The 18,644-nt window shown below is 71.6% G+C and carries 15 protein-coding genes and 1 riboswitch; of the genes, 12 read left to right on the plus strand and 3 right to left on the minus strand.

Annotated elements, in window-relative coordinates; translation table 11 throughout:
- The first annotated feature begins 456 nt into the window (after positions 1-456).
- The gene (gene mfd, locus FDO69_RS14515) at positions 457-4,014 is read left to right on the plus strand and encodes a transcription-repair coupling factor (RefSeq protein WP_104780207.1); all 3,558 of its coding nucleotides are present in this window, start codon (positions 457-459) and stop codon (positions 4,012-4,014) included.
- A 260-nt stretch (positions 4,015-4,274) separates the two neighbouring features.
- On the opposite strand, the gene FDO69_RS14520 is transcribed toward mfd, so the two are convergent.
- From FDO69_RS14520 to FDO69_RS14530, 3 genes are all read right to left on the minus strand, one after another.
- A complete protein-coding gene (locus FDO69_RS14520; protein ID WP_104780208.1) occupies positions 4,275-4,649 on the minus strand; it encodes a MerR family transcriptional regulator in 375 nt (124 codons plus the stop codon).
- Between the two features lie 47 nt (positions 4,650-4,696).
- Positions 4,697-5,479, minus strand: coding sequence for an SDR family NAD(P)-dependent oxidoreductase (locus FDO69_RS14525; protein ID WP_104780209.1), 783 nt, complete (start codon positions 5,477-5,479; stop codon positions 4,697-4,699).
- Between the two features lie 143 nt (positions 5,480-5,622).
- Complete coding sequence (locus FDO69_RS14530) at positions 5,623-5,814, minus strand: antitoxin (RefSeq protein ID WP_104780210.1); 192 nt, start codon at positions 5,812-5,814, stop codon at positions 5,623-5,625.
- A 162-nt stretch (positions 5,815-5,976) separates the two neighbouring features.
- Here FDO69_RS14530 and FDO69_RS14535 point away from each other — a divergent pair, with 162 nt between their 5' ends.
- The 11 genes from FDO69_RS14535 to eno all read left to right on the plus strand — a co-directional run bounded on the left by FDO69_RS14535 (position 5,977) and on the right by eno (position 18,609).
- Entirely contained in the window at positions 5,977-6,753 is a 777-nt protein-coding gene (locus FDO69_RS14535; RefSeq protein ID WP_104780211.1) for an HNH endonuclease family protein, read from the plus strand.
- An 88-nt stretch (positions 6,754-6,841) separates the two neighbouring features.
- A complete protein-coding gene (locus FDO69_RS14540; RefSeq protein ID WP_104780212.1) occupies positions 6,842-8,122 on the plus strand; it encodes an MFS transporter in 1,281 nt (426 codons plus the stop codon).
- Between the two features lie 41 nt (positions 8,123-8,163).
- Entirely contained in the window at positions 8,164-8,910 is a 747-nt protein-coding gene (locus FDO69_RS14545; protein ID WP_104780307.1) for a GNAT family N-acetyltransferase, read from the plus strand.
- A 220-nt stretch (positions 8,911-9,130) separates the two neighbouring features.
- Entirely contained in the window at positions 9,131-9,763 is a 633-nt protein-coding gene (locus tag FDO69_RS14550) for a hypothetical protein (RefSeq protein WP_104780213.1), read from the plus strand.
- 38 nt (positions 9,764-9,801) lie between these two features.
- On the plus strand, positions 9,802-11,298 hold the full coding sequence (locus FDO69_RS14555; RefSeq protein ID WP_267896241.1) for a serine/threonine-protein kinase: 1,497 nt from the start codon (positions 9,802-9,804) through the stop codon (positions 11,296-11,298).
- A 143-nt stretch (positions 11,299-11,441) separates the two neighbouring features.
- The gene (locus FDO69_RS14560; protein ID WP_104780215.1) at positions 11,442-12,089 is read left to right on the plus strand and encodes a SurA N-terminal domain-containing protein; all 648 of its coding nucleotides are present in this window, start codon (positions 11,442-11,444) and stop codon (positions 12,087-12,089) included.
- A gap of 220 nt (positions 12,090-12,309) precedes the next feature.
- Positions 12,310-13,329: a nucleoside triphosphate pyrophosphohydrolase gene (locus FDO69_RS14565; RefSeq protein WP_104780216.1), complete on the plus strand. Its 1,020-nt coding sequence runs from the start codon at positions 12,310-12,312 to the stop codon at positions 13,327-13,329.
- Positions 13,330-13,500: 171 nt separating this feature from the next.
- A complete protein-coding gene (locus FDO69_RS14570) occupies positions 13,501-14,889 on the plus strand; it encodes a cytochrome P450 family protein (RefSeq protein WP_104780217.1) in 1,389 nt (462 codons plus the stop codon).
- Between the two features lie 120 nt (positions 14,890-15,009).
- Positions 15,010-15,978, plus strand: a complete 969-nt coding sequence (locus tag FDO69_RS14575; protein ID WP_104780218.1) for a LysM peptidoglycan-binding domain-containing protein — start codon at positions 15,010-15,012, stop codon at positions 15,976-15,978.
- A gap of 228 nt (positions 15,979-16,206) precedes the next feature.
- Positions 16,207-16,373: riboswitch (cyclic di-AMP (ydaO/yuaA leader) on the plus strand.
- 4 nt (positions 16,374-16,377) lie between these two features.
- Positions 16,378-17,067: a LysM peptidoglycan-binding domain-containing protein gene (locus FDO69_RS14580; RefSeq protein ID WP_104780219.1), complete on the plus strand. Its 690-nt coding sequence runs from the start codon at positions 16,378-16,380 to the stop codon at positions 17,065-17,067.
- Between the two features lie 261 nt (positions 17,068-17,328).
- Positions 17,329-18,609, plus strand: coding sequence for a phosphopyruvate hydratase (eno, locus tag FDO69_RS14585; RefSeq protein ID WP_104780308.1), 1,281 nt, complete (start codon positions 17,329-17,331; stop codon positions 18,607-18,609).
- The last annotated feature ends 35 nt before the right edge of the window (positions 18,610-18,644 follow it).

Raw genomic sequence — 18,644 nt, forward strand, 5'->3', positions numbered from 1 at the left:
TTGGCCTCCTGCCCGGCTGCTCCGAGCGGTGGGGCGGGCACAGGTCCGGGGCTCGGGGGCGGGCCCCGGGGCCAGGACACCGACGCCGAGTACCTCACACCGGCCGCGCAGCAAGGCCTTGGCCTCCTGCCCGGCTGCTCCGAGCGGTGGGGCGGGCACAGGTCCGGGGCTCGGGGGCGGGCCCCGGGGCCAGGACACCGACGCCGAGTACCTCACACCGGCCGCGCAGCAAGGCCTTGGCCTCCTGCCCGGCTGCTCCGAGCGGTGGGGCGGGCACAGGTCCGGGGCTCGGGGGCGGGCCCCGGGGCCAGGACACCGACGCCGAGTACCTCACACCGGAGGGGTTGTCCACAGGCCCGCCGCGCGGGCGCGCATCGTCGTACGCTGGAGACCCCCCGGCCCGCGGCGCGTGTCGGGCCCGTGGTGTTGCCCACCCCCCTGGACGGAAAGCCCCGAATGAGCCTGCACGGTCTGCTCGACGCCGTAGTCAAGGACGCCGCCCTCGCGGAAGCGATCAGGGCGGCCGCAGACGGCAACCGCATGCACGTCGACCTGGTCGGCCCCCCTGCCGCCCGCCCCTTCGCGGTCGCCGCCCTGGCCCGCGAGACGGCCCGCCCGGTGCTGGCGGTCACGGCGACGGGCCGTGAGGCGGAGGACCTGGCCGCGGCCCTGCGCTCCCTCCTCCCGGCCGAGGGGGTCGTGGAGTACCCGTCCTGGGAGACGCTCCCGCACGAGCGGCTCAGCCCCCGCAGCGACACCGTGGGCCGCCGCCTGGCCGTGCTGCGCCGACTGGCCCACCCCCGCCCCGACGACCCCGAGACCGGTCCCGTCTCGGTCGTCGTCGCGCCCGTCCGGTCCGTGCTCCAGCCGCAGGTCAAGGGCCTCGGCGACCTGGAGCCGGTCTCTCTGCGAACCGGGCAGAGCGCGGACCTCGGCGAGATCGTCGAAGCCCTCGCGGCCGCCGCCTACGCGCGCGTGGAGCTCGTCGAGAAGCGCGGCGAGTTCGCCGTGCGCGGCGGCATCCTCGACGTGTTCCCGCCCACCGAGGAACACCCCCTGCGCGTCGAGTTCTGGGGCGACGACGTCGAGGAGATCCGCTACTTCAAGGTCGCCGACCAGCGCTCCCTCGAAGTCGCCGAGCACGGCCTGTGGGCGCCGCCGTGCCGCGAGCTGCTGCTCACCGAGGACGTCCGCACCCGCGCGGCTGCCCTCGCCGAACAGCACCCCGAGCTCGGTGAACTGCTCGGCAAGATCGCCGAGGGCATCGCCGTCGAGGGCATGGAGTCCCTCGCACCCGTCCTCGTCGACGACATGGAGCTGCTGCTCGACGTGCTGCCCAAGGGCGCCATGGCCGTGGTGTGCGACCCGGAGCGGGTGCGCACGCGTGCCTCGGACCTCGTGGCCACCTCGCAGGAGTTCCTCCAGGCCTCCTGGGCGGCCACCGCCGGTGGCGGCGAGGCCCCCATCGATGTCGGCGCGGCCTCCCTGCGGTCCATCGCGGACGTCCGGGACCGGGCCCGCGAGCTGGACATGATGTGGTGGTCGGTGTCGCCGTTCGCCGCCGACGAGGAGCTCACGGAGACCTACGGCGCCGACACGGCGGGGGACACCCTCAAGCTGGGCATGCACGCCCCGGAGACCTACCGCGGCGACACCGCCAAGGCCCTCGCCGACACCAAGGGCTGGCTCGCCGACGGCTGGCGGACGGTGTTCGTCACCGAGGGACACGGCCCGGCGGCCCGAACGGTCGAGGTGCTGGGCGGCGAGGGCATCGCCGCCCGCCTCGACTCCGACCTCGCCGAGATCTCCCCGTCCGTCGTGCACGTGGCGTGCGGCTCGATCGACCACGGCTTCGTCGACGCGGCCCTGGGACTCGCCGTCCTGACCGAGACCGACCTGACGGGTCAGAAGGCGTCCGGCCGCGAGGGCGCCCGCATGCCGGCCCGCCGCCGCAAGACCATCGACCCGCTCACCCTGGAGCCGGGCGACTACATCGTCCACGAGCAGCACGGCGTGGGCCGCTACATCGAGATGGTGCAGCGCACCGTGCAGGGCGCCACCCGCGAGTACCTGGTCGTCGAGTACGCCCCCGCCAAGCGCGGCCAGCCGGGCGACCGCCTGTACATCCCCACCGACCAGCTGGAGCAGATCACCAAGTACGTCGGCGGTGAGGCTCCCACCCTGCACCGCCTCGGCGGCGCCGACTGGACGAAGACCAAGGCCCGCGCGAAGAAGGCCGTCAAGGAGATCGCGGCCGACCTCATCAAGCTCTACAGCGCGCGCATGGCCGCCCCCGGGCACGCCTTCGGCGCGGACACCCCCTGGCAGCGCGAACTGGAGGACGCCTTCCCCTACGCGGAGACGCCCGACCAGCTCACCACCATCGCCGAGGTCAAGGAGGACATGGAGAAGACGATCCCGATGGACCGCCTGATCTGCGGCGACGTCGGCTACGGCAAGACCGAGATCGCGGTCCGTGCCGCCTTCAAGGCCGTCCAGGACGGCAAGCAGGTGGCCGTCCTGGTGCCCACGACCCTGCTGGTGCAGCAGCACTTCGGGACGTTCAGCGAGCGGTACGCGCAGTTCCCGGTGAGCGTGAAGGCCCTGTCCCGCTTCCAGACCGACACCGAGGCCAAGGCGACCCTGGAGGGCCTGCGCGAGGGCTCGGTCGACATCGTCATCGGCACCCACCGCCTGTTCTCGTCCGAGACGAAGTTCAAGGACCTGGGCCTGGTCATCGTCGACGAGGAGCAGCGCTTCGGCGTCGAGCACAAGGAGCAGCTGAAGAAGCTCCGCGCGAACGTCGACGTGCTGACGATGTCCGCGACGCCCATCCCCCGGACCCTGGAGATGGCGGTCACCGGCATCCGCGAGATGTCGACGATCACCACCCCGCCGGAGGAGCGCCACCCGGTGCTCACCTTCGTCGGGCCCTACGAGGAGAAGCAGATCGGCGCCGCGATCCGCCGTGAGCTGCTGCGCGAGGGCCAGGTCTTCTACATCCACAACCGCGTCGAGTCGATCGACCGCGCGGCGGCCCGGCTGCGCGAGATCGTCCCCGAGGCGCGCATCGCCACCGCCCACGGCCAGATGTCGGAACAGGCGCTGGAGCAGGTCGTCGTCGACTTCTGGGAGAAGAAGTTCGACGTGCTGGTGTCCACGACGATCGTGGAGTCCGGCATCGACATCTCCAACGCCAACACCCTGATCGTGGAGCGTGGCGACAACTTCGGGCTCAGCCAGCTCCATCAGCTGCGTGGCCGGGTGGGCCGTGGCCGTGAGCGCGGCTACGCCTACTTCCTCTACCCGCCCGAGAAGCCGCTGACCGAGACCGCGCACGAGCGGCTCGCGACCATCGCCCAGCACACGGAGATGGGCGCGGGCATGTACGTGGCGATGAAGGACCTGGAGATCCGCGGCGCGGGCAACCTCCTCGGCGGCGAGCAGTCCGGTCACATCGCGGGCGTCGGCTTCGACCTGTACGTGCGGATGGTCGGCGAGGCCGTCGCGGACTACCGGCGGCAGCTGGAGACCGGTGAGATCGAGGAGGAGCCGCCGCTCGAGGTCAAGATCGAGCTGCCCGTCGACGCGCACGTCCCGCACGACTACGCGCCCGGCGAGCGGCTCCGCCTCCAGGCGTACCGCGCCATCGCCTCCGCCAACTCGGAGGAGGACATCAAGGCGGTCCGCGAGGAACTCGTCGACCGCTACGGCAAGCTGCCCGAGCCCGTGGAGAACCTGCTGCTCGTCGCCGGGCTGCGCATGTTCGCGCGTGCGTGCGGGGTCGGCGAGATCGTGCTCCAGGGCAACAACATCCGGTTCGCGCCGGTGGAGTTGCGCGAGTCGCAGGAGCTGCGGCTCAAGCGGCTCTACCCCGGGGCGGTCATCAAGCCGACGGTCCACCAGGTGCTGATCCCACGCCCGAAGACCGCGAAGGTGGGCGGCAAGCCGCTGGTCGGGCGGGAACTGCTGGCGTGGGTCGGGGAGTTCCTCACCTCGGTGCTGGGGTCCTGACGCCGGAGCGGACAGCGCCGCGCACGTGGTGACGGGGCGGCGCTGACACCGCGGTGACCGGGCGGCGGATCAGGAGCGTTGCCGACGCCTCCTGCTCCGCTGATCCGCCGTCAGGCCACGGGCCGCCTCGGTGACCGCGGTGGGTCGGGAACGTTGCCGACGCCCCCTGCTTCGCTGATCCGCCGTCAGGCCACGGGCCGCCTCGGTGACCGCGGTGGATCGGGAGCGTTGTCGACGCCTCCTGCTCCGTTGATCCGCCGTCAGGCCACCGGTCGTACGGGTGTGCCGCCACCCGCCCTGCGCAAGGCCTCCGCAAGCCGGTCGCGGACCGCGATCTGCGCTGCGATGCGGGCCTCCAGCACCGCGAGACGGTCGGCGGCCACCCGTACCCCCTTCCCGGAGGCGGGACCGGCCGTGACGTCGCCGTCCAGGCACGGCAGGAACACTCGTGCGTCGTCGAGCGTCAGCCCCACGTCGAGCAGCTGCCGGATGTTGCGCACGCGCACGGCCGCACCGGCGTCGTACAGGCGATAGCCGTTCGCGGCGCGTTCGGAGGCGATGAGACCCGCCTGCTCGTAGTGGCGCAGGGCGCGAGGTGTCGTGCCGGTCGCCTCGGCGAGTTCACCGATCCGCATACGAGGCGCCGCCGTGCGCGTACGAGGTTCTGCCATGAGCGTCAGTCTCATGTGACGACCGCGCCGCCGTCCACCGGAAGGATCACGCCGGTGATGAACGAGGCCTGCGGCGAGGCCAGCCGGGCGATCGCCCACGCCACCTCCTCGGGGCGGCCGACCCGGCCGAGCGGCGTGTGATCGAGCTGCCACGCCCGGATCGCGGCCTGTTGCTCGGGCGTGTGCCCGGCGTGGTCACCGATGGGTGTGTCGATCGCGCCCGGGGCCACGGCGGCGACCCGGATCCCGAGGGGCGCGAGCTCCACCGCCCAGCTGCGGGTGAGCACCTCCAGGGCCGCCTTCCCGGCGGCGTACAGGGAGTTGCCGGGCCAGCCGCGCTGTCCGACCGATGTCGTCACGTTCACGATGACACCGCGGCCGGCCTCCAGTGCCGGGAGTGCGGCCTGGGTGAGCAGGACGGGGGCGAGGAGGTTCGTGGCGAGAAGAGCTTCGGCGGTGGCGCGCGTGTAGGTGCGCAGTGACCGGGCGTCGATGATCCCGGCGTTGTTCACCAGCACGTCGATACGGCCGTGCCGTTCGAGTGCCGTACGGACGACGGTTTCGGGGCCGTCGGCGGCGGTGATGTCGGCGACGAGCGGGCTGATGCGGGCCGGCGCATGGCCGGCGGTCTCGACGAGGGGCGCCTCGCGGCGGCCCACCGCCACGACGTGGGCGCCCTCGTCGGCGAAGGCTCGCGCGGTGGCGCGGCCTATGCCGGTACCGGCGCCGGTGACGAGCACGGTTCGCGCGGCCGTCCGGGCGTCGTGCCGCTGGTTCGGATGCGGGGAAGTCATGCGGGGATCGTCCGACCCTGACGTCAGTGTCAAGGTCAAGTGTCACCGTCGAAGGGCAGCCACACGCGGGCCGTGCTCGGACAGAAGAAGCCGCCCGCGGGAGATACGTCCGGATCTCCGCGGACGGCCTCGGAGGGGAGGCCTTACTGCTGTTCGGGCCGATCGCGGTCGCGGTCGCGGTCCATTCCCAGCGAGCCCTCGACGCGCTGCTGGCCGGAGTCGACCTGGTCCTCGTACTTTCCGCCGGTCCTCTTGTTGATCCGCTGCTCCGCGGTGTCAGAGCCCTGCTTGCCCTTGTGCCGCGCCTGACTCTTGAACTTGTCGAAGATGCCCATGCAAAGCTCCCTCCGGAGGTGAGTCAGAACCGACGATACGCCCGAGATGCAAAGAATGCGCACTGAGGCCCGATGTGGTCTGAACCTCTTCCTCGCTACCGTGGGACCCGGCACGGGCCGCCCGTGCCGGAGCGGAACAGGCAGACAGAGGAGGGGCGCAGGGTGAGGCGTCTGAGGGGCGGGGCGGCACTGGCTGTCGCGATGGTGTTCACCGGCTCGGCACTGGCCGGCTGCGAGGGCTTGGCCCCGACCACGGACGGCGGTGGACCCTCCGGGTCCGGGGCCCAAGCCGCCGGAGACGGTCGGGCCGTGAACCCGCTGGACAACCCGGACGGCACCAAGCCGGGACTGGCGGCCATCACTTCCGGCGCGGACAAGGAAAGGGCGCGTGCACTGATCGAGAAGGTGGTGACGAAGGGGCGCGGCCCCAGGACGGGCTATGAACGGGACAAGTTCGGCTACGCCTGGATGGACTCGGCACCGCGCGACGTCCCCTTCTCCCACAACGGCTGCGACTCGCGGAACGACCTTCTGAAGCGAGACGGAGAGGATTTGCGCTTCCGGGCGGGATCGGACTGCGTCGTCACCTCACTGACGCTGCACGACCCCTACACCGGGAAGGTCATCGAGTGGACCAAGTCCCATGCGATCAAAGTCCAGATAGACCACGTCATGCCGCTGTCGTACGACTGGCAGATGGGCGCCTCGCGCTGGACCGAGGACAAGCGGGAGTCCATCGCCAACGACCCGCTCAACCTCGTCCCGGTGGACGGGCCGACCAACGGCTCGAAGGGCGACTCCGGCCCGGCGTCCTGGCTGCCCCCGAACAAGCAGATCCGCTGCTCCTACTCGGTGCGCTTCGCCCAGGTGTCGCTGAAGTACGAACTCCCTGTGACGGCGCCCGACAAGGAGATGATGCTGGAGCAGTGCGGAGGGTAGGACCCCCGGCAGGTGGCCGGTCGGCCGGGGGAGGCCGCGGGGTGAGCCCCTGCCCTGCGGCCCTTTGGTGTCGATCGGAGGATGACGGATGCCGGGCGGACTCATCGCGCTGGCGCTCGGCGGTTTCGGTATCGGTCTGACCGAGTTCCTGATCGCCGGGCTGCTGCCGCAGGTGGCATCGAGTTTCACGGTGTCCGAGGCGGCCGCCGGCTGGCTGATCTCGGGGTACGCGCTGAGCGTCGCGGTCGGCGCGATCGCCCTGACCGCGGCGACGGCACGGCTGCCCCACAAGCGCATACTGGTCGGCCTGGTGGCGCTGTTCGTCATCGGCAACCTGCTGTCCGCGGTCGCGCCGAACTATCAGGTGATGCTGTTCGGGCGGATCGTGGCGGCGTTGTGCCACGGCTCGTTCTTCGGGATCGGGTCCCTGGTCGCGCGCAGTCTGGCCGCGCCGGAGAAGAAGTCCCAGGCCGTGGCGGTGATGTTCGCCGGACTCACGGTCGCGAACGTGCTGGGCGTGCCCTTCGGCGCACTGGTCGGTGAGCGGTGGGGCTGGCGAGCGGCCTTCTGGGCGGTCACGGCGATCGGTCTGCTGGCGCTGGGGGGCATCGCGGCGTTGGTCCCCGCCCGGGCGGGCCAGGTGCGGCCGGCGGCAGGGGCGGAGCCGACCGCAGTGGGGAAGGCCGAGGTGAGGACGCCCGGGGCAGGGACGCCTGCGGCGGGGGCGCCCGAGACGAAGGCGGGTCGAACACCGCCCAGCGGCCTGGCGCAGCAACTGCGGGCCTTCCGGTCCTGGCAGGTCTGGCTGACGCTGGTGGCCACCGCCCTGGGCTACGGCGGGATGTTCGGCGCGTTCAGCTACATCGCGTACACGTTCACCGAGGTCAGCGGCTTCGCCCCGGCCGATGTCGCCTGGCTGCTGATGGTCTACGGGGTCGGCCTGGTCGCCGGGAACCTGGTGGGAGGGCGCGCGGCGGACCGCGACCGTGACCGGGCCCTGGTCCTCGCCCTGCTCGGACTCGGCCTCACCCTGGCCTTGTTCGGGTTGCTGGCGGAGAGCGCCACCGCCTCGGTGGTCCTGGTCTTCCTCATGGGGGTGACCGGATTCGCCAGTGTGCCCGGCATGATCACTCGCGTCACCGACTTCGCCCACGGGGCCGCACTGGCGGCGAGTGCCAACGTGTCCGCGTCCAACGTCGGCAACGCGCTGGGCGCTTGGCTCGGTGGCCTGGCCATCTCCGCGGGTCTCGGTTACACCGCGCCGCTCTACGTGGGCGCCGGGCTCGTTCTGATGTCCGTGGCCGTGATGGTGGTGGCCGCTCGGCGAGCCAGGTCCTCCCAGGCGGCGGATCCGCTGTCCGCCCGGTAATTCGGTTCCGGGTGTTCGCCACCCCTGCCTACCGTGATCACATGCAACCGAAGATATCGAGCCTCGCCGACCGCCCGGACATGCTGGAGCGGGTCGTCGGGATGGCGGACAGCTGGCCGGAGTTCGTGATCCAGGACCTGGTGGGCGCCGCCCACTTCCCGCGGATCGCCGCCGAACTCCCGGAGTACGTCCTGTTCGCCGAGGACGAGCAGGGCGAGATCGTGGCGAACGCCTACAGTGTGCCCTTCGCCCTCGGCACCGAGCACCGCGGTGGCCGGCTGCCGGCCAACGGCTGGGACGCGGTGCTGGTGTGGGCGTTCTCCGACCTCCGGCGCGCCGTCCGGCCGGACACCGTCAGCGCGATCTCGGTCTCCATCGCCCCGCAGGCACAGGGCCGCGGCCTGTCCGCGGTGATGCTCTCGGCCATGCGCGACAACGCCCGGGCCCGCGGCTTCCGCGAGGTCGTCGCCCCGGTCCGCCCCAACGCCAAACACCTGGAACCGCACACGCCGATGGAGGAGTACGCCCGCCGCGTGCGCCCCGACGGCCTGCCCCAGGACCCGTGGCTGCGCGTCCACGCCCGGGCCGGAGCCACCATCGACTCGGTGGCACCGGCATCCATGACGGTGGCCGCCCCGCTCGCGGACTGGCGCCGCTGGACGGGCCTGCCCTTCGACACCGACGGCGACATCGAAGTGCCGGGCGCTCTGGTACCGGTGCGCTGCGAGACCGAGCGCGGATACGCGGTGTACGTCGAACCCAACGTCTGGATGCGGCATCCCCTGTAGGCGGCATCCGCCGAAGGGCGCGACGCACAGTACGGCCGTACTTCCGCACGGCCCACGACCGGTTCGGGGGCGGACTGTTCACACGAAGTGATCAGCATGACAACGGTTCGGTACAACCCGTGACCGGTTGTCCGTGTCGGGCTATACGCTCGGAATCCCCAACAGGGTCTCTGTCACTCGCACGTCCGTCCCCATCGGCCACCCCGGTCCAGGAGCAGTCATGTACGGCCACGGCGCGGCGCCGCCTCCCCGCAGCGCGGCAACGGTCATCTCCCTGCGTGTGCTGTTCGCCGCAGCCGGTTTCCTCACATGCGGCGTGCTGGCCTGCGTCCCGCTGTTCCGGGTGGCCGTCCTGCGCGGCCGGGCCCTCGACTGGGTGCTGGCCTGGGTGAGCCTGCCGCTGTCCATCGCCTGCTTCGCCGTGATCGGCTCGCTGCCGGAGGACGACGCCCGCACCGACATCGCGCTGGCCATGATGCTGCTGCTCGGGGCGGGTGCCGCCGTCTACTTCCTGGTCGTGGACATCGGCCACCACAGCGGGCAGCGGACGTTCGCCGGTTACGCGTCGCCCCACACCCCGACCGTCCCGACCGCCGCGCACACCCCGTACGGCTACCCGCATCCCGCGCCGCCCTACGCCCCGACGTCCACCCCCGTCCCGCAGCCCCCCGCACCTCACACACCCGCCCCGCACGACACGCCCCCGGTCCCGACGCAGCCGCCCCCGTCCCCCCAGCGCCCCGCCCCCGCCCGCATCGACCAGGTCCGCGCCGAACTCGACGAGCTCAGCGACTACCTGCGCCGGCACGGGGGCGAGGGCCACAGGGACGGCCATCACGAGGACGGAAGGTGACGGCGGCGGCAGGACGTGTCGTCGCCGGCCGGTACGAACTGGCCACCGTCCTCGGGCAGGGCGGCATGGGCCAGGTCTGGACGGCGTACGACCAGCGGCTCGACCGGCGTGTGGCGGTGAAGCTGCTGCGCCCCGACAAGGTCGCCGGCCAGGAGGCGGAGGAACTGCGCCGCCGTTTCGTGCGCGAGTGCCGGGTGACCGCGCAGGTCGACCACCCCGGCCTGGTCACCGTGCACGACGCGGGCAGTGAGGGCGAGGAACTGTTCCTCGTCATGCAGTACATCGACGGCGCCGACCTCGCCGGCCACCTCGCCGGGCATTCGCCGTACCCCTGGCAGTGGGCGGTCGCGGTCGCCGCGCAGCTGTGCGCCGTGCTGAGCGCCGTGCACGCCGTGCCGATCGTCCACCGCGACCTCAAGCCGCGCAACGTGATGGTGAAGCAGGACGGCACCGTCACCGTCCTCGACCTCGGCGTCGCCTCCGTCATGGACGCGGACACCACCCGCCTCACCCACACCGGCACCCCGATCGGCTCGCCGGCGTACATGGCACCGGAGCAGGCGATGGGCGGCGCGGTCGGCCCGTACACCGACCTCTACGCGCTCGGCGTGGTCCTGCACGAACTGCTCAGTGGGGACGTGCCGTTCTCCGGCTCCACGGTCCTGGGCGTCCTGCACCGGCACCTGTACGAGCCCCCGCTGCCCGTGCGCCGCATCCGCCCCGAAGTGCCCGAGGCCCTGGAGGCCCTCGTGCTGCGCCTGCTCGCCAAGGACCCGCAGCACCGGCCCGCCTCCGCGCAGGAGGTCTACGAGCACCTGGAGCTGCTCCTGCCGGCGCGCGGCACACCCACCGGAGCGGCCCTGGATCCCACCCGCCCCTTCCTGCGCCCGCACGCCCCCTGGCCGGATCGTGCGCGCACCCCGGCGCCCCAGCCGACGCCCGCCGCACCGGTCACCGAGGCTCCGGGGCAGACGGACATCGCCCGCGCCGTCGACGAGGTCAAACGGCTCCTCGGCGAGGGGCGTGTCACCCAGGCCGTCGACATCCTGGGGGGAATCCTGCCCGCCGCAGCCGAACAGCACGGCACGCACTCCCCGGTCGTCCGCACCCTGCGCAAGCAGTACGCCGCGACGCTCCTGGACGACGGCCAGTACCGGCGCGCGCTGCCCGAGCTGCGCCGGCTCGCCGACGAACGCGCCGCCGAGGCGGGCCAGGCCGACCCGCAGGCCCTGCGCTTTCGCTACGAGGCCGCCCAATGTCTCGAACAGCTGGGCGACCCGGGCGCGGCGCTCGCCGAGTACCGGGCGGTGCTGCCGTACTACGAGAACCAGTACGTCGCCGCCGGCGGACCCGAGCTCGCGCACGACGTCCGCCGCCGGATCGGGCACCTCCAGCTCGCCCTCGGCGACCGCGGCGCCGCCCACGACACCCTGGCCCGGCTGCTGCACGACGTGGAGCGCACCCACGGCCCCGGGCACCCGCTCGGGGCGGAGATCCGCAGGACGCTGCAGTGGCTGGGGCAGGTCCGGGGCTGACGACCGCCGCGGGGTGAGGCGCGGCGGTGCCGGAAGTCCTGGTGAATCGTTGGTCGAATGGGTTGGCCAGAGCCTGGTCACTGCCTACCATCGATCACCGCAAGACCTTGTGCACCGTCGCACAATCTCCTCAGGAGGTCTCCTTGCACCGCCGCCGTCGCACCGCGCTCCTCCTCACCGCCGCGATCGCCGCCGCGGCGCCCCTGCTCACCGCCTGCGGGAACGACGCGCATCCCGGCGCGGCAGCCGTGGTGGGCGGCCAGCGGATCACCGTCTCCCAGCTGGAAGAGCGGGTCGGCGAGGTACGCGCGGCCCAGCGGGCGGCCGTCCAGGACGAGGCCCAGTACCAGCAGGCCATCGCCAGGACCGGCACCCTCACCCGCGACACCCTGCACACCATGGTCCTGGACCGGGTGCTGCACCGCGCCGCCGAGGACGCCGGAGTGACCGTCTCCCGCAAGGAGGTCCAGGCGATGCGGGCCGGTCTGGAGCAGCAGGCCGGCGGCGCCAAGGGGCTGGAGACGACCTGGCTCCAGCAGTACGGCATCCCGCCGCAGCGCCTCGACGACAACCTCCGCCTCCAGCTGGAGGCCCAGAAACTCGCCGAGAAGCTGGGCACGAACACCGACCGTCCCGAGTTCTGGAAGGCCCTCTCCGACGCCTCCAAGGACCTGAACGTCGACCTCAACCCGCGCTACGGCGCCTGGGACGTCCAGAAGAGCAGGCCTGCCGACGCCAAGACGCCGTGGGTACGGGACGTCACGGCGGCGCAGACGCAGCAGGGGATGTAGAGCAGCCACGGCCGGCCCCGGGGGGAGGCAGGCGCGGCCCGCCCCGGGGCACCGCCCTCCGGGCCTGTGGACCCCGCTCGGCTGGCACCCGCCTCCGGCCCTGTGGGTACCCCCGGCGGGCATTCGCCTCCGGCCCTGTGGATATCCCCCCAGCGGGCACCCGCCTCCGGGCCTGTGGACGACTTCGGGCACGGTCGGCGGCGTGGGATAGCTTCGAACCGTGAACGCCAACAGCCCCGAATCCACCCCGGGCCCCGAGCGGACCGCTCCCGACGCGGCCGTCGCCCCCGGCCGCATCGTCCTGCTCACCACCAGCCACCGCGTCGCCCCCGGCCTGCTCTCCTGGCCGGCCTGGCAGGCCCTGCACGAGGCCGACGAGGTGCTGTGCGCGGACGGCACGCATCCGCAGTTGCCGTATCTGCGCGAGGCGGGGATCACCGTCGCCGAGGCGTCCCCGACAGCGCAGGAGCTGCTCGACGCCTGCGCCGGTGGACACACGGTGGTCGTGGTGGCGACCGGCGAGGGCGAACCGGCCCTCACGGACGGCCTGGCCCGCCTCGCCGGGACCGGCCGTGTCGCCATGCCCGAGCTGGAGCTGCTGCCCGCCTCCTACGACCTCCCCGGCGCCCGCCTCCTCGACCTCGTCCAGGTCATGGACCGCATCCGTGTCGAATGCCCCTGGTCCTCCCGGCAGACCCACGAGGGCCTGGCGAAGTACGGCATCGAGGAGGCGTACGAGCTCGTCGAGGCGATCGAGGAGGGCGACCGTGACGAACTGCGCGAAGAGCTCGGCGACGTCCTCCTCCAAGTCGTCTTCCACGCCCGCATCGCCGAGGAGGGGCGGCCGGAGGACGGGGCGGAACCCTTCTCCATCGACGACGTGGCCGGCGGCATCGTCGCCAAGCTGATCCACCGCCATCCGCATGTCTTCGGCGACGCGACGGCCACCACCCCCGAGGAGGTCAAGGAGCACTGGCTGCGCACCAAGGCGGTCGAGAAGCAGCGCACCTCGATCACCGAGGGCATCCCCCTCGGCCAGCCCGGCCTGGCCCTCGCCGCCAAGCTGGCCTCCCGCGTCCGCACAGCACACCTGGAGATACCGCTCCCTCCCGTCGAGGGCATCGGCTACGAGCTGCTGGCCCTGGCCGTCCGAGCCGAGTCGGAGGGCGTGGACCCGGAGGCGGCCCTCAGAGCGGCGGCCCGCGCGTACCGCGATGCGATCCGGCGGGCCGAGGGCTGAGCGGCCGGGGGCGGCAAGGCATCTTCGCCTCCGGCCTGATGCTGTTCGTGCCGGCCAAGGAAAGGGCACCATCGGCCACAGCCAGCCGACATGGCGGGGGAGGCTGCGGCAGCCGCCCGGCCGAGCCGTGACGGTGGAGGGCCGCTGCCGGAAGCCGGATACGGTCGAGGTGTGACCGACCAGCCCCAGCCCAGCACACCCGCGCCCGCTCCCGACCTCTTCACCTGGGAGTTCGCGAGCGACCCCTACCCCGCCTACGCCTGGCTCCGCGAGCACAGCCCCGTCCACAAGACACGGCTCCCCAGCGGAGTGGAGGCCTGGCTGGTCACGCGGTACGCCGACGCCAAGCAGACGCTCGCCGACAACCGGCTCTCCAAGAACCCGGCGCATCACGACGAACCGGCGCACGCCAAGGGAAAGACGGGCATCCCCGGCGAGCGCAAGGCTGAGTTGATGACGCATCTGCTGAACATCGACCCGCCGGACCACACCCGGCTGCGGCGGCTGGTGTCCAAGGCGTTCACACCCCGCCGGGTCGCCGAGTTCGCGCCGCGGGTGCAGGAGCTCACCGACACTCTGATCGACGGTTTCGCGGCGAAGGGATCCGCCGACCTCATCCACGAGTTCGCCTTCCCGCTCCCCATCTACGCCATCTGCGACCTGCTCGGCGTCCCGCGCGAGGACCAGGACGACTTCCGCGACTGGGCGGGCATGATGATCCGTCACCAGGGCGGCCCCAGGGGCGGTGTGGCGCGGTCGGTGAAGAAGATGCGCGGTTACCTCGCCGACCTCATCCACCGCAAGCGCGAGGCGCTGCCCGCCGAACCCGCCCCCGGCGAGGACCTCATCTCCGGTCTGATCCGCGCCTCCGACCACGGCGAGCATCTCACCGAGAACGAGGCGGCGGCCATGGCCTTCATCCTGCTGTTCGCCGGTTTCGAGACAACCGTCAACCTGATCGGGAACGGCACCTACGCGCTGCTCACCCACCCCGGGCAGCGTGCCCGGCTCCAGGCGTCCCTCGCCGCGGGGGAGAGAGGCCTCCTGGAGACCGGCGTCGAGGAACTCCTCCGCTACGACGGCCCCGTCGAACTCGCCACCTGGCGTTTCGCCACGCAGTCGCTCACCCTCGGCGGGCAGCACATCGAGGCGGGCGACCCCGTCCTCGTCGTGCTGGCCGCCGCGGACCGGGACCCGGAGCGGTTCGCCGACCCGGACGTACTGGACCTCTCCCGCCGCGACAACCAGCACCTCGGTTACGGCCACGGCATCCACTACTGCCTCGGCGCCCCGCTCGCCCGCCTGGAGGGCCAGACGGCCCTCGCCACCCTGCTCACCCGCCTCCCGGACCTCCGGCTCGCCGCGGATCCGGCCGAGCTGCGGTGGCGCGGCGGCCTCATCATGCGTGGGCTGCGCACGCTGCCGGTGGAGTTCGCACCGGCAGCACCGGCAGCACCGTCCCCGGCAGCACCGGCAGCACCGCCAGCACCGTCCCCGGCAGCACCGCCAGCACCGTCCCCGGCAGTACCGGCCGAACGTGACGAAACATCAGACCTGTGATCTTCACGTGATCTACGCGGCATGAACTTGTGACAAGTGATCGTCTGCCGATACGTTCACCCATCAACGCGGAGGGATTCACGCCGCGTCGGTCACTGCTGTCGCGTGAAAGGTCTCCGTATGCTCTCCGGGAACGGTCGGCACCGTCGCCCCCGCCAGGCTCCGGCTCTCCTCGTCGCGGCCGGAGTGACCGGCTCCGCCATCGCGATCCCGCTCCTCGGGGCCTCCGGTGCCAGTGCGGCCGACGGCACGACCTGGGATCGGGTCGCCGACTGCGAGACAGGCGGCGCATGGAGCGAGAACAGCGGCAACGGCTATTACGGCGGCCTGCAGCTGTCCCAGGAGGACTGGGAGAGCCACGGCGGTCTGGACTACGCCGCGAGCCCCGACCTGGCCAGCCGCTCCCAGCAGATAGCCGTGGCCGAGAGAATCCTCGCCGACCAGGGAGTCGGCGCCTGGCGCACCTGTGGACTGCTCTCCGGCCTCGAACAGGGCAAGGGGTCGGACTCGTCCGGGTCATCCGATTCGTCCGACTCGTCCGGCGAGGTCGACTCGCCCGGCCTGCTCGACTCGCTCGGCTCTTCCCCCTCGGACAGCCCTTCCCCCTCTCCTTCGTCGCCTGACGCGTCGTCGGCCTCGAAGGATGAAACCGGCAAGACGGATAAGTCGACCGAATCCACCGGCTCGTCGCAGAAGCGGCAGTCCGACAGCTCCTCGTCGGACACCTCCAAGAGCGACAAGGCCGACAGCGCCCAGCAGGGCGACGGCTCCCAGCGGCCGGCCGACACCGGCTCCGGCCGTCATCGCGGCCCCAGCGCCGACGAAGCCGGCGCGCCCGACGGTGACCGTGCGGAGAAGTCCACGGGGCGTCACTCTGCACCCAGTGAAGAGAGTTCCGGCGACGCGTCGTCCGAAGGCGCCTACATCGTGGGTGTCGGCGACAGTCTCTGGTCCATCGCCGACGCCCTTCGGGTCAGCGGTGGATGGCACGCGCTCTACGAGGGCAACGAGGCGGAGGTCGGCACCGACCCGAACCTCATCCTCCCCGGTCAGACGCTCACGGTCGAGGGCGAAGCGGACGAGAAGTAGCTGTTCGGGCAGTGCGGAAACGACGGCCGAAGTCGCCCCGAAACCGTGCGAGTTCGCGTCATGTTTCGCGCCTAATGTCCCGTTTGGGGCCCGTGAGAGATAGATCTCAGAAGCCCTGATCGTCTTTGAAATTCTCCGGATCACGTGTCTACGGTCGTGACCGCTCGTCACCACGAGCCCCGGCTGCCGCAACGCCGAATCCTGCCAGCGGCCGTACGGGAACAGTCGTCGCGTCAAGCGCCGTAGGCAGGAGCGGGGGACCCAAGGTAGGTGCCCGACCGGCCGGTTGTGCCGGAAGGGCTTGGGGTGAAGCCGTGTCCCGTGAGGGGCGCGGCCGGGCAACTCAACCGGCCCGAACCCGACAGCTCACCTCGCAGGCGTCGGTGAGGGGATCTCTCCATGCTGTTTTCCGGCAAGGGCACGCACCGTCGTCCGTCCAAGGCCAGCCGCGCCATCGCCATCGCCGGTGTCACCGGTGCCGCCGTCGCCGCCCCGCTGATGGCGGCCGGCAACGCCTCCGCCGCCTCCACCTCCGAGTGGGACACCGTCGCCCAGTGCGAGTCCGGCGGCAACTGGTCCATCAACACCGGCAACGGCTACTACGGCGGTCTGCAGTTCTCCGCCTCCACCTGGGCCGCGTACGGCGGCACCCAGTACGCCTCCACCGCCGACCAGGCCAGCAAGGACCAGCAGATCCAGGTCGCCGAGAAGGTCCTGGCGAGCCAGGGCAAGGGTGCCTGGCCGGTCTGCGGCAAGGGCCTGTCGGGCGCCTCCACCGGCGGCGGCTCCTCGAGCGACTCCGGCAGCTCCTCGCAGAGCCAGCAGAGCACCGAGACCCGTCAGACCGAGCAGCAGCCGGCCTCCCGCTCCGACGAGCGCCCCGCGGCCAAGAAGACCGTCACCACCCCGACCGGCAAGAAGGTCAAGAAGGGCGACGGCGAGTACAAGGTCGTCAAGGGTGACACCCTCGGCTCGATCGCCGCGGACAAGAAGGTCAAGGGCGGCTGGGAGAAGCTCTTCGAGCTGAACAAGGACATCGTCGAGGACGCCGACCTCATCTACCCGGGCCAGCAGCTGCACCTGAAGTAAGCAGCGGCCCACCCGGACCCGCCCAGGGTCACGGACTCCCCGCCCCGGTGCGTCATCCCCCGTACGCGCCGGGGCGGGGTTTTTTCAACAACAGGCTTTGTTCCGTTCGGAAACAATTTACGCTCGGTTCTGTCCATGGGGTGGGCGACCCGGTGGCCGATCGCCCCGGGCCGGTTAGGCTCATGTCGCGAGCCACCGGGCCCGCACCTCGCCGGGTCCGCGCGACCCGCGTCACCGCGTCACATGAAGAAGGAGATGCTCGTGCCGTCCATCGACGTCGTCGTAGCCCGGGAAATCCTGGACTCCCGAGGCAACCCCACGGTCGAGGTCGAGGTCGGCCTCGACGACGGCAGCACCGGTCGTGCCGCCGTCCCGTCCGGCGCCTCCACGGGCGCCTTCGAGGCCATCGAGCTCCGCGACGGCGACTCGAACCGCTACCTCGGCAAGGGTGTGGAGAAGGCCGTGCTCGCGGTCATCGAGCAGATCGGCCCGGAGCTGGTCGGCTACGACGCCACCGAGCAGCGCCTGATCGACCAGGCCATGTTCGACCTGGACGCCACCGACAACAAGGGCTCGCTCGGCGCCAACGCCATCCTCGGCGTCTCCCTCGCCGTGGCCCACGCCGCCTCCGAGGCCAGCGACCTCCCCCTCTTCCGCTACCTGGGCGGCCCCAACGCGCACCTGCTGCCGGTGCCGATGATGAACATCCTGAACGGTGGGTCGCACGCCGACTCCAACGTGGACATCCAGGAGTTCATGATCGCCCCGATCGGCGCGGAGTCCTTCTCCGAGGCCCTGCGCTGGGGCGCCGAGGTCTACCACACCCTGAAGAAGGTCCTGAAGAGCAAGGGCCTGGCCACCGGCCTCGGTGACGAGGGCGGCTTCGCCCCGAACCTCGGCTCCAACCGCGAGGCCCTCGACCTCATCCTGGAGGCGATCAAGGAGGCCGGTTACACCCCCGGCGAGCAGATCGCCCTGGCGCTCGACGTCGCCGCCTCCGAGTTCTACAAGGACGGCGTCTACACCTTCGAGGGCAAGGACCGCTCGGCCGCCGAGATGACCGAGTACTACGCGGAGCTCGTCGACGCGTACCCGCTGGTCTCCATCGAGGACCCGCTGTTCGAGGACGACTGGGAGGGCTGGAAGACCATCACCGACAGGCTCGGTGACAAGGTCCAGCTCGTCGGCGACGACCTGTTCGTCACCAACCCCGAGCGCCTCGCCCGCGGCATCGAGGAGGGCGCGGCCAACGCGCTCCTGGTCAAGGTCAACCAGATCGGTTCGCTCACCGAGACCCTGGACGCCGTCGAGCTGGCCCAGCGCAACGGCTTCAAGTGCATGATGTCCCACCGCTCCGGCGAGACCGAGGACGTCACCATCGCCGACCTGGCCGTCGCCACCAACTGCGGCCAGATCAAGACCGGCGCCCCGGCCCGCTCCGAGCGCGTCGCCAAGTACAACCAGCTGCTGCGCATCGAGGAGATCCTCGACGACGCCGCGGTCTACGCCGGCCGCAGCGCGTTCCCGCGCTTCAAGGGCTGACCCGCCCCCAAGTAGCAGCGTCGTACGTACGTCCC

It is taken from the genome of Streptomyces tibetensis (assembly GCF_007655005.1).
Lineage (GTDB): Bacteria > Actinomycetota > Actinomycetes > Streptomycetales > Streptomycetaceae > Streptomyces > Streptomyces tibetensis.